Source organism: Bradyrhizobium sp. OK095 (genome assembly GCF_900109945.1).
Taxonomy (GTDB): Bacteria; Pseudomonadota; Alphaproteobacteria; order Rhizobiales; family Xanthobacteraceae; genus Bradyrhizobium.
On record NZ_FOBX01000006.1, the window covers coordinates 398737 to 410577 of the forward strand.

An 11841-nucleotide genomic window follows, 5' to 3' on the forward strand; every position below is an offset into this window, starting at 1 on the left:
GGCAAGCCTTCGTCACCCCGGCCCGGAGCGGCGCAGACTGGACGGCGTTCGCCCGTAGCGGCGGCGAAAGCACCGGTTGAACGTCGAGAGGTCGCCGAACCCTGCCGCGAGAGCGATGTCGCCGATCCGATTCCGCTGTCGCGCGGGATCGAGCAGCATGGCGACGGCGAGCTTGAGCCGTTCGTTCGTGACAAAGGGCGCAAAGTTCAGGCCGCTGCGTTCGAATAGCAGATAGATTGATCGTTCGGACAGGCCCAATCGCTGCGCAACATGTTTCGCCGACAGGGCCGGATCGCTGAGATGGGCGCGGATGTCGGTCGTCGCCGCGGCGAGACGCGCCGCCGGGATCGCGCTTTGCGCTGCCGGCTCGGAATTGTCGTCGCCTGACCGCAAGGAGGTCGCGATCAGATCGACGATATGTTCGTTGATGATGTGGGCAAAAACGGGATCGGCGGGAACGCCGCCCGCCGCGAGTGCATCGACATAGGCTTGCAGCAAGCGTAGCGCGATATCGTTCGAAGGTAATCGACGAAGCAGCTGCTGGTCGATGTCGGGTATCCTGCTGCGAAACAGCGTGCCGTCCAGCCGGACGTTGGTGAGTTGGACGCGGCCCTCGATCGCGAGCGAGCCCGTCGCGCCGTGAAGCAGCAGGATGCTGTCGTCCGCGTCGCGCGGCAGCGTCTCGTCTTCGTCAAGGATGCGATAGTCGGATCGCCTGACCCAGCTGAATGCGGGTCCGTTGTTGCCATCCCCATCGTTCGTGCGGGCCTCGCGCGGCTTGATGTCGAGCCGCATATGATGACGTCCGAGGTCCTGTAGCCAGATCGCGAGCCTGTCCTCCGATGGCAGGACGTCGGTGCTGAACAGGAAACGCGTCATGCGCTGGGTCGTCAAACTGATCGTGCCTCGCCAGATCCGAGGCTTTGTCGTGCGCTTTGCCGACCCGGTTCGAACCGGCATCAGGGGAGCATGAGCTGTCGCCATTGTCGGTGTGACGCGTCCGCAACAGACGCAACGATTTCGCATTGTTGCGCCAATTGCAGTGCCGGCTGCAGGGAGCGCCGAGACCTCGGAGCAGCATCTTCTAGGATTGCCCTCGAATCCAGTGACTGTCCGCGTGCGCCAGTATGCGGGCTGATGCGACATCGGCAAGGAAGCGGTATGAAGAAGGTCTTGGCGGCGGCCCTGTTGGTTTTCGGCGGATGCGTTTCCGCGGAGGCCGGCGAGATCAACTGGACGGGATTTCACGCCGGGCTGAACGGAGGCTATGGCTGGGCGAGCGGCGGCGTCACCGCAAATCCTGGTGATCCGCTCACGCAGAGTCTGTCATTCGGTCAGCCCGTCGTTCCGCCGGTCGCGGCCTCTCGCAATGCCAATGGCGGGCTCGGCGGCGGGCAGATCGGCTATGACTGGCAGTTCGCCGGTCGCGGTGTCGTCGGTGTCGAGGCCGATATCGCTGCGGCCAGCCTCAAAGCCAGCGCGTCGACACCGGTCACGCTTTTTGGGACGCAGCCCGCGACATTCGACGTCAGCCGCAAGATCGACTGGTTCGGCACGGTCCGTGGACGGATCGGATTTCTCGCAACGCCGGATCTCCTGATCTTCGCCACCGGCGGCTTGGCCTATGGACGCGTGAGTGAATCGGCCAGCGTGTCGCTGCCGCCCGGGGCGTCGAACTCGATCGGCAATTTCGGCTATGCTTTCGCGTGCGGTCCGTTCTACGGATTTGCGTCGTGCTTCGCCGGCAATTCGTCGCGCATCGCGACCGGCTGGACGGCCGGCGTCGGCGGCGAAAAGCGCTTCACGCAAAACATCAGCCTCAAGGTCGAGTATCTTCACGTCGACCTCGGCAGCGGCAGCTTTCCTGCTGTCGGCAGCCTCTACGCCGGCACACCGTTTGCGCCGAGCTTTCTCAATGCGCGTTCCAGTACGGCGATTGATCTTGTCCGGGCCGGGGTGAACTATAATTTCTGAGCGTGGATCGTAAGCTCAGGTTCTCCAGGCCTACCGCCACATCCCCCGCATCCGGGCGCCGATGTCGACCTTTGGCCCCTGCGCCGCGGCGCGCGCTCCGGCCGCGCCTGCCTTGGGCCATGCGGTGCGCTCGAACAGATAGACCAGGGATTCCGGGATGAAGCGGGTGCGCGAGGCGTAGACGTGGCGGTCGCCCTTGGCTTGCTGGCCGTGGACGAAGAAGCGCTGGGGAACGACGAGGTGCAGATCGTCCTTAGCGCGGGTCATCGCGACGTAGAGCAGACGGCGCTCCTCCTCGAGCTCGGCAGAGGTGCCGGCACCGAGGTCGGAGGGCATGCGGCCGTCGACGACGTTGAGCACGAACACCGACTTCCACTCCTGGCCTTTTGCGGAGTGGATGGTGGAGAGGATCAGATAATCCTCGTCGCGCAAGGGAGGCCCGGATTTGTCGCTGGTCGCATCCGGGGGATCGAGTGTGAGCTCGGTCAAAAATTTTTCGCGCGAGGCATAGCCGCTCGCGATCTGCTCGAGCTGCATCAGATCGGCGCGGCGCGTCTCGGAATCCTCGTGGATGCGATCGAGATGCGGTTCGTACCAGAGCCGCACACGTTCGAGATCGACCGGCCATTCCGAATAGCGCAGGTTCGCGACCGTGCGGACGAAGCCGGTCCAGTCGTCGCCGGTCCGCGCCGGCACCGGAAGCTGGCCGAGTGCGGCGAGAGGATCGGTGCTCTCCGCCATCTGGTCGAGCACGCGCTGCGCGGTTGCGGGGCCGATGCCGGGCAACAGATGCAGGATACGGAAACCTGCGACGCGGTCGCGCGGGTTTTCGGCAAAGCGCAGCAGCGCCAGCACGTCCTTGACATGCGCGGCATCGAGGAATTTCAGCCCGCCGAATTTGACGAACGGAACGTTGCGGCGGGTCAGCTCGATCTCGAGCGGGCCCGAATGCGAGGACGTCCGGAACAGCACCGCCTGGTGCTTGAGCAGCGCGCCTTGCTCGCGGTTGGCCAGCACCTCCTCGACGATGTAGCGCGCCTGGTCGGCTTCGTCGTGCACGGTGACGAGCTGCGGTTTTTGCGTGGCGGTGCGGTCGGTCCAGAGGTTCTTGGTGAAGCGTTCGCGGGCAAGGCCGATGACGCCGTTGGCCGCCGCCAGCACCGGTTGCGTCGAGCGATAGTTGCGGTCGAGCGTGATCATTTCCGCGCGGGGCGAAAAGCTCTGCGGAAAATCCAGGATGTTGCGCACGGTGGCGGCGCGGAAGGAATAGATCGACTGCGCGTCGTCGCCGACCACGGTGAGGCCGCGGCCGTCAGGCTTCAGCGCTAAAAGGATCGAGGATTGCAGGCGGTTGGTGTCCTGATATTCGTCGACCAGCACATGATCGAAACGGCCGCCGATCTCGTCGGCGATCAGCGCGTCGCTCATCATCTGCGACCAATAGAGCAGGAGGTCGTCGTAATCGAGCACGTGCTGGGCCTGCTTGGCCTCGACGTAAGCTGCGAACAGACCCTTCAGCTCGGCGGCCCAGCCGGCGCACCAGGGATAGTGCGCCCCCAGCACCTTCTCGATCTCCATCTCGGCGTTGACGCAGCGCGAGTAGATCGACAGGCACGTGCCCTTGGCCGGAAAGCGGCTCTCGGTCTTCGACAGGCCGCGCTCGTGCCGGACCAAATTCATCAGGTCGGCGGAATCCTCGCGGTCGTGGATGGTGAAGGCGGGATCGACGCCGATCCGCTCGGCATATTCGCGCAGCAACCGCGCGCCGATGCCGTGGAAGGTGCCGGCCCAGGTGAGCGCGTCGCGCATGATCGCGGCATTGTTCTCGCCCAGCACCTTGCGGGAGATGCGCTCGACCCGGCCGGCCATCTCGGCCGCCGCGCGGCGCGAGAACGTCATCAGCAGGATGCGGCGCGGATCGGCGCCCGCGACGATCAAATGCGCGACGCGGTGGGCCAGCGTGTTGGTCTTGCCGGAGCCGGCGCCGGCGATGACGAGCAGGGGGGCGCCCACGGTCGCGCCATCGGCCACGCCATGCTCGACGGCGCGGCGCTGCTCCGCATTGAGCGTGTCCAGATATGTCGCCACGAATCGCCCCGGTGAAACGGCCAGAGTCGGCGATCCCGTCGCGAATCGCAATGCGGCTGGACGGAACCGGGGTTAAGACCTAGGGAAAAGGCGTCCCGAAGTTCCAGCCCGAAGAGCGGGCCGTTCATCGCTTTCGGCGGGCGCCTGATCCAGCGCTCCTATGCTGTGCCGGACGCGTAAGGCGGCGGCTCACCCTTTTGTCGTGCCGAACCCGTCAGCCGGCACGTAAAGCATGACCGGGCGGATTTCATAGACCGCCGACGGATTGACCTGACGCAGCTTTCGCGCCGCCTCGATGGCCTCTTCCTCCGTGTCGTAGTCCACCAGATGGAAGCCGAGAAGCTGCTCCTTGGTCTCGGCAAACGGGCCGTCCAGCACGACGCCCGCGCCCGGGCCGCGCAGGGTGTGCGCCTTTCGGGTGCCATCTAGACGAGCGGCCGGCCCAAGATGTCCGCTTGCCCTCAAGGGCGCCTGAACCTCGATGACTTTGGCCACGACCGCGGCGTCCTGCTCCGGTGTCCAGGACAAGATCTCGTCTTCCACATGGTAGGCCAGGATGGCGTAAAGCATCGTCACCTCGTTTGTTTTCGCTGCCCGGGTCCGAAGGACGTATCACCGCGGCCCGCGCCGACAACCCCCTCCGCAAAATATTGCGTCGTGCGGCTCTCGACGAAACCATCCTGAAACCCGATTGCGGCCCGTCGGCGTGAACGCCGCCTGAAGCCGACGCGACTGATGACCACTAAGAAGGCTGAAGAATTCGGAGGCTTCCATGTCGGGTCACACCATCAAGATCATCTGCGACGCGGGACGGGCGGCACAATCCGAGCCGGTCGACTTGCATGACCAGGGCGGTCATCACCGCTATTACGGCAGCTCGGCCGAGAACGGCGGCGAGCGCATTGTCGAGAGCCGGCGCGGAAAACGGCCGCGCGCGCTCAATGTCTGCGGCTTCTGAAGCCCCCGGCGAGACTGTCTTTCACCATGGACGTCCTGCAAATATCGATCGCCGCGCTGCCGTTCCTGCTGTCGCTCGTGAGCCGGAGCAGCAAGGCGATCGCGCCGTGCCTGCTCGCGAGCATCTTCACCGTGCTCCTCGGCGAGGAGCCTCACCGGGCAGTCGTTGCCTGGTGCGTCGGCGTGCTGATCGCCGCTGTAGCGTTACGTGAACGGCTTCGCACGATCTAAAGCGCGATGAGATTGGGATGAATCGTCATCGCGCTTCAGGTTATTGTTTGAGCATGATCCTTTCGGAAAACCGCTTCACACTTTTCCGGATCATGCTCTAGGCCCGGCGCCGTCACGGCGTGCTCAGCACCTGCTTGACGAGGGCCTCGCGCAGCGTCGCCAATTCGCCGCTCGCCTCCATCTGCGCGATCACCTTGCCGACCTTCGGCACCAGGTCGCGATGACGCTCGTGCAGATAGTGGTAGATGTGGATGCGCTCGAGTGGCGGTGAGAGCGGGTGGATCCTGGCCTGCAGATTGAGCTTCCGCACCGCGACCAGCCCGCTGAAGAGGTCGGTGACCATCAATTCGAAACGGTCGGCGTCGAGCATCTTGACCATGCTCTCGAGGTTCGTGGTCGCCGTGACCTCAGCCATGCCGCGCGTACCGGCTTCCGAGGAGCCGACGCCGCGGACGATGCCGATGCTGTAGTCGCGAATCGAATTCCAGCCGGCGACGTCGAAATGCAGCTTCGTCGTGAACACCGTGGGCTCGATGTAGTTGATCGCCGGGGTGACCTGGACCAGCGTCGGGTAGTCGCGGGACAGCGTTCCGATCCGCTGGATCTCGCCGTCGACCTCGCCGGCGCTCGACAGCGCCAGGGCCCGCTTGCCGGGGACGTCCTCGAATTCGAGCTTGATGTCGAGCTTGGCGTAGACCGCTCGCAGCATCTCGCCGCCGACATATTGATCGGGGATGTCGGCGATGCGCGCCAGCCTGATCAGCTCCTGCGCCTGCGATGGAGCAGCTAGCAGCAACGACAGGCAGGCGACGGCTATCCGCCACATCACGCGTCTCCTTGATCGTGCATTGCTACCACTGGATTCGAAAGACCCGCGCGATCTACCGTGGGTGGCGTCTGCGCGACGGCTGCAACTGCCATCGCATCGCCGGCGATGCAGGCGGCCCCAGACTTTAACCGATGTCATTCTAGCACGCGAAGTGATAGTTTATGCGAGAATCCTGCTGCTGGGCGCAAGATATGACCCCGCCGACCTCAAGCCGCCCATGGGCCGGCAGGATCACCGCGCACACCGCGTGAAGGGAGAATCTATCGAATGCTCGCGGCTGCGGCCGGCCGGAGCAGGGTGCCGCCATTCCGGGGAGGTGGTGCATGGGCAACTCAGGCGATCAGGAGTCCGAGCGCAGCCGCGCCGTTGTCCCTGCGGTCGCGAAGCAGGATGTGAGCGGGATCGGCGCAGCACTTGCGCCGGCGATGTTAGGGACGCTGTTGTCGCGGATTTTCAATTGGTCACGCAGCGGCGTCGGGCCGCGCCTCCTGGCCGCGGTGCTGTTGTTCTCTTCGATCGTCACGCTGGTGTTGACCGGGCTTCAGCTCTATCTCGATTACGACCGCGAGGTCGGGGTCATCGAGACCCGGCTCGACGAGATCGGCCGCAGCACCACCGGCAGCCTCGGCGAGAGCCTGTGGAATCTCGATCAGCACCAGCTCAAGCTCCAGCTCGACGGCATCCTGCGGCTGCCCGACATCCGCGCCGCCGCGGTGCGCGAGATCGCCGATCGCCCCAATCCGATCCGTGTCGCGGTCGGCGAGCCGGGTGCCCGATCGATCGTGACGCGCGACTATCCGCTGAACACCACCGTGCAGGGGGTGGCGCGCACGATCGGCGTGCTCCATGTCGAGGCGACGCTGAGCCAAGTCTATCAGCAATTGCTGAACCGCGCCCTGGTCATTCTGGCGAGCCAGGCTGCGAAGACGTTTCTGGTCTCGCTGTTCATCATCTACATGTTCCATCTGCTGGTGACACGGCACCTGGTTGCCATCGCCGACTTCGTCGGCAAATACAGCCTGACGCGGCCGCCGCCGCCTTTGCACCTGGAGCGCCGGCCGCCCTACGATCCCGACGAGCTGGACAAGGTGATCGTCGCCTTCAACGCCATGTGCGGCAATCTCGAACGCGCCTATGGCGAGCTGCGCGAGGCCAATGCCAGTCTCGAGCGCGACCTCAAGATCCGGCGCCGCGCCGAGGACGACGCGCGTGCGAGCGAGCAGCGCTTTCGCGATTATGCTGAGACCGCGTCCGATTGGTTCTGGGAAACCGGGCCGGATCACGTGTTCACCTATGTTTCGGAACGGATCGACGCCTTCGGCATGGACCGGGCGAGCATCATCGGCCGGCGGCGTTTCGACACTGCGCTCGATCGCGAGTCCGAAGCGGAGAAATGGCGCGAGCATGTTGCGATGCTGGATCGCCACGAGCCGTTCCGCAAGTTCGAGTATCACCGCCCTGACGTCTCCGGCCGCGTGCGCCATTTTAGCGTCAACGGCCAGCCGGTGTTCGCTGCGGACGGACGCTTCATGGGTTATCGGGGCTCGGCCACGGACTTCACCGAGCAGCACGAGACCGAGGAACGGCTGCGCCAATCCCAGAAGATGGACGCGATCGGCCATCTGACCGGCGGCGTCGCGCACGACTTCAACAACGTGCTCACCGTCATCACCGGGACCATCGAGATCATCCAGGAAGGGCTCGCGGACAGGCCTCAATACGCCGCGATCGCGCAGCTGATCGACGATGCAGCCGCGCGCGGCGCCGAAATCACCTCGCAGCTCCTGACCTTCGCGCGCCGCCAGCCGCTGGAGCCGCGCGAGATCGACGTCAACGCGCTCGTGGTCGAGACGGCGAAGCTGCTGAGGCCGATCCTGGGCGAGCATATCGAGATCGTGACCCGGCTCGCGGACGACGCCTGGTCCGCGATGGCGGATCCCTCGCAGCTCTCCTCCGCGATCGTCAATCTCGCCGTCAATGCGCGCGATGCGATGCCGGGCGGCGGCAGGCTGACGCTCGAGACCGCGAACCGGGAGCTCGACGGCCTGCGCAGCGTCGCCGACGGCGATGTCGTGCGCGGCGCGTTCGTGATGGTCGCGGTCACCGACACCGGTCACGGCATTCCCGCCGACATCTGCGATCGCGTGTTCGAGCCGTTCTTCACCACCAAGGGGGTGGGACGCGGCACCGGGCTCGGGCTCAGCATGGTCTACGGCTTTGCCCGCCAGACCGGCGGCACCGTGGCGATCGAGAGCGAGGAGGGACGCGGCACGGTGATGCGATTGTTCCTGCCGCGGTCGAAGGGCGAGGTGCCGGCCAGACCGGCCGTGGTCCAGGCGCCCGCCACGGTGCGCGGGCACGAGACCATTCTGGTGGTCGAGGACGATCCGCTGGTGCAGGGCTATGTCGTCGCCCAGCTCGGCAGCCTGGGCTATCGCACGCTGGTGGCCGGCGACGGCGCAGCCGCGCTCGCGCTGGTCGATCAGGGCGCCAAATTCGATCTGCTGTTCACCGACCTCATCATGCCCGGCGGCATGAACGGGCGGGAATTGGCCGAAGCCGTCCGGCTCCGCCGGCCGGGGGCGAGGGTGCTCTACACGTCCGGCTATACCGACGACACCATCGTTCACGAAGGGCATCTCGACCCCGGGGTGGCGCTGCTGTGCAAGCCATACCGGAAGGCAGAGCTGTCGGAGAAGATTCGCGAGGTGCTCGCAGGCGAGCCGTCCGCGTGAGCTTCGTCCCAATGAAAAGGCGCGGCGGGGAGGCCCCGTCGCGCCCGATTTCTTGCTCGCTGGTCCAGGGCTGAGAGCGCCCCAAATGCCAAGCCCGTTTCAAAGCTTAGCGGGCGATCCCAGCGAGGTGACAGCGCTTGGTAAGAGACACTGGAACAGATGATCAAGCGCGAAAACCGCTATTGCAGAAGGGGTTTTGTTGATGGTGCGGTGCGTTCGGGCGCAGGTCGGGCGCAGGTGTTTAACTTGTTGGATTTGTTGGATTATCGGGTAAGCAGGTGTGCGTTGGTTCTTCTTCATTGCCAGCAAGTTCAATGGGTTGGGCGGGCTGGCTGATTGTCGGGCGCTCATCGGGCGAGGGGACAAGTCACGAAAACTCTGGGTTGTTCATGGATTCCCCCGCATGATCGCGCTTTCGGACGCAAGTTGCGCAATGTTTGACTTTTTTCAGTTTCGATGATTAGGCAACTTTCGGTAGTCACGTTACGATATGGCGCGTAAGGGGTTTTCCGTGGTTAGTTTGAACATAAGTGACAAGCTAATTCCGCCTGAGCAGTCCATTGAAGGTCTTGAGGGAGACGAGCTCAAAGAGGCAATTAAGGATTGGTTTCTCTCGAACTTCGAGGACCCGGCCGAGTCCACGCCGTATGAAAGTCGCGAGGGAGGATATCAGTACATTTGGGGCGGCCCTTATGATGCTCGGGAACAGATTGAGGGCTACTTCGGTGATGCGATCCCTGAAGAGATCGTTGAAGCTGTAGTCCAAGACCTAGAAAACGATGTGGTGGACTGGGCTCCGCACGGCAACCGCATCTACGACGAAGACCCGCCGGAAGATGACTACGCCAATCTGCAGCGAAGCCTGGATATTTTGGAAGAACGTCTCGCTGAGGTGCGATCCGTCTCTCCGGCAATCGGCGACAACAATCCCCCTGAATCCATTGGAGTGCCGCCATATACGAGCGACGATGAGGGAGAAATCCGACAACTGATCAAGTTGCTTCGGGAGCCTGAACCAGTGCTGTCGCAAAACGCTGACAACATCTTGCAAGCAGCGACGCTGTTCAGAACGCGCGGTGAAAAAATTCGAGATTTCTTCACAGCGCAGGGAAAGAAGTTTGCCGATGGCTTTTCTGGACAAATGGGAAAGCGAGCCGCTGATGCTATTTGGTTAGGTCTCGCTGCGGCATTGCTTGGAGCATATAATGCGGTTTGGTCGTTGTTGTCCCACGCGATGTCTAACCCACCGTTCTAGCCGCCATGACTAGATGAGCACGTTGACCAGCCGATCTCGGCGTCGCAATCACGCAACATCATCGCTTCACACGTAAAGCCACAACATACGTGACTCAAATACGAGTAAAATCTCACCATCAAATATTTTTCTAAGGTGAGGTAATGAATGAGTTGGCTCTTTTCGCGGGCGCTGGTGGAGGAATACTCGGAGGACATTTGCTCGGATGGCGTACCATTTGCGCAGTCGAGTGGGAGCCATACGCAGCAAGCGTACTTGCCGCCCGACAAAATGACGGCTTTCTCCCGCCTTTCCCAATCTGGGATGATGTTCAAACCTTTGACGGGCGACCATGGCGCGGAATTGTTGACGTCGTTTCTGGCGGCTTTCCCTGCCAAGACATCAGTGGCGCTGGGAAAGCTGCCGGAATTGAGGGAGATCGCTCTGGCATGTGGAAACACATGGCGCGGATTATTGGCGAAGTTCGACCCAGACACGTCTTTGTGGAAAACAGCCCAAGGCTCCTTACTCGGGGGCTCGACCGAGTTCTCAGTGATCTGGCCTCGCTCGGGTATGACTGTCGATGGACAGTGCTGGGCGCTTACGATGTCGGAGCGCCCCACCTCCGCGAGAGGATCTGGCTTGTGGCCAACGATGACCGCGAACGACTGCAAGCCAGCCGGCAAAGTGGAGGTGATGGAGTATCGCCAAAAGAACTGTCGAACGACCGTGATGAGATTACGGTCGGCGGCCACAGAACCACATCAGATTGGCCTGGCACTGAACCCAACGTGGATAGAGTGGTTCATGGGGTGGCCTTTAGGGTGGACCGGCTTAGGAGCCTTGGAAATGGACAAGTTCCTCAAGTGGCAGCGGCAGCATGGCATCTTCTTCACGCCAACGACAATGAACGCGGAAAACGATAATTTACCTAAGGCATCCAACGACAACATTTAGCAGTAGTGACCTTATCCTTGCCTCATGATCCTCTTCCTCAAGTCTTCCGCTGATACAGACCAGCTGCTTCCGCTACCTGAGAAGCTGCGGCGTATTTTCATGCTGCGCGTGAAGGAGGCGAAGACCGATGAGGATAGGGCTCGAGCGCAGCGCGACCTGGAGAAACTGACCTCCAAGACGCCAGCAGAGCAGGGCGTAGCCACATAAAAACGCCGCGCAGATCCCTCCGCGCGGCGTCCACTTCTTGTGGCTTTTGCGGTCTGCGCCCTAAAATTCCGCTCCGATTTCTCGGGCGCACCTCGGGCGCACTTTTTTTCCGAAAAAGCCGGTCACCGTGAACTCACGGCCCGTTATTGGCTGTCTCCGAGGAGAAAACCAGTGTGAAGCCGTGAATTGCCGTGACTTTGTCGCACTGGATCACCTCCTTTCGTTGGTTGCGGAAGACCTCAATATAGGCCGGGACGCCGCCGCTGTTAAGGGGGAGGGCGGGAAGAAGCGGAACCCAGCCCGTGCGCAAGGGCCGGAAAGCCACTGAACGCCCAAGATGCCCTCCTTGGGGCAGTTGAGACCGCCGCCGGGCCGTGTTAGGGAGCCCCACACGCGGGTGTAGCTCAATGGTAGAGCAGCAGCCTTCCAAGCTGAATACGAGGGTTCGATTCCCTTCACCCGCTCCAGCCCCTCACAGCGCTAGCGAGACAGTCGGATTCATTCTGACAGACGGGCTGCTCTAGATGCCCCGATGCTCGCTTTCCGATCCGCTGTTTCGTGCATCCCACAGTGACGGGCCAAACTCAGCCGCCTGCCAGGTGAAAACCACGGGACTGTGCGGCAGGCGA

Annotated in this window: 10 protein-coding genes and 1 tRNA gene; 7 read left to right on the plus strand and 4 right to left on the minus strand. The window is 62.9% G+C overall.

Annotated features, from left to right (window positions below; all coding sequences use genetic code 11):
• Nucleotides 1-12: 12 nt before the first annotated feature.
• Nucleotides 13-879: a helix-turn-helix domain-containing protein gene (locus BMW89_RS18660; protein ID WP_177196147.1), complete on the minus strand. Its 867-nt coding sequence runs from the start codon at nt 877-879 to the stop codon at nt 13-15.
• 282 nt (nt 880-1161) lie between these two features.
• Between BMW89_RS18660 and BMW89_RS18665 the strand changes: the two genes are divergently transcribed.
• Nucleotides 1162-1974 carry an outer membrane protein gene (locus tag BMW89_RS18665; RefSeq protein WP_177196148.1) on the plus strand — a complete coding sequence of 271 codons (813 nt, stop codon included), beginning with the start codon at nt 1162-1164 and terminating at the stop codon, nt 1972-1974.
• A 30-nt stretch (nt 1975-2004) separates the two neighbouring features.
• On the opposite strand, the gene BMW89_RS18670 is transcribed toward BMW89_RS18665, so the two are convergent.
• Together BMW89_RS18670 and BMW89_RS18675 are read right to left on the minus strand one after the other, a co-directional pair.
• Entirely contained in the window at nt 2005-4062 is a 2058-nt protein-coding gene (locus BMW89_RS18670) for an ATP-dependent helicase (RefSeq protein WP_092028431.1), read from the minus strand.
• 189 nt (nt 4063-4251) lie between these two features.
• Complete coding sequence (locus BMW89_RS18675; RefSeq protein WP_092028432.1) at nt 4252-4632, minus strand: YciI family protein; 381 nt, start codon at nt 4630-4632, stop codon at nt 4252-4254.
• Nucleotides 4633-4834: 202 nt separating this feature from the next.
• On the opposite strand from BMW89_RS18675, the gene BMW89_RS18680 reads away from it, so the two are divergent.
• Together BMW89_RS18680 and BMW89_RS18685 are read left to right on the plus strand one after the other, a co-directional pair.
• Entirely contained in the window at nt 4835-5020 is a 186-nt protein-coding gene (locus tag BMW89_RS18680) for a hypothetical protein (RefSeq protein WP_092028433.1), read from the plus strand.
• A gap of 26 nt (nt 5021-5046) precedes the next feature.
• Nucleotides 5047-5250, plus strand: a complete 204-nt coding sequence (locus BMW89_RS18685; protein ID WP_092028434.1) for a hypothetical protein — start codon at nt 5047-5049, stop codon at nt 5248-5250.
• A gap of 112 nt (nt 5251-5362) precedes the next feature.
• Here the strand turns inward: BMW89_RS18685 and BMW89_RS18690 are convergent, their stop codons facing one another.
• Nucleotides 5363-6076, minus strand: a complete 714-nt coding sequence (locus BMW89_RS18690; protein WP_177196149.1) for a substrate-binding periplasmic protein — start codon at nt 6074-6076, stop codon at nt 5363-5365.
• A 326-nt stretch (nt 6077-6402) separates the two neighbouring features.
• On the opposite strand from BMW89_RS18690, the gene BMW89_RS18695 reads away from it, so the two are divergent.
• The 4 genes from BMW89_RS18695 to BMW89_RS18715 all read left to right on the plus strand — a co-directional run bounded on the left by BMW89_RS18695 (nt 6403) and on the right by BMW89_RS18715 (nt 11679).
• On the plus strand, nt 6403-8814 hold the full coding sequence (locus BMW89_RS18695) for an ATP-binding protein (RefSeq protein ID WP_092028436.1): 2412 nt from the start codon (nt 6403-6405) through the stop codon (nt 8812-8814).
• A 511-nt stretch (nt 8815-9325) separates the two neighbouring features.
• Nucleotides 9326-10069, plus strand: coding sequence for a HEPN-associated N-terminal domain-containing protein (locus tag BMW89_RS18700; protein ID WP_143062784.1), 744 nt, complete (start codon nt 9326-9328; stop codon nt 10067-10069).
• Between the two features lie 143 nt (nt 10070-10212).
• On the plus strand, nt 10213-10974 hold the full coding sequence (locus BMW89_RS18705) for a DNA cytosine methyltransferase (protein ID WP_092028438.1): 762 nt from the start codon (nt 10213-10215) through the stop codon (nt 10972-10974).
• Between the two features lie 631 nt (nt 10975-11605).
• Nucleotides 11606-11679 (plus strand) — tRNA-Gly (locus BMW89_RS18715).
• Nucleotides 11680-11841 lie beyond the last annotated feature (162 nt).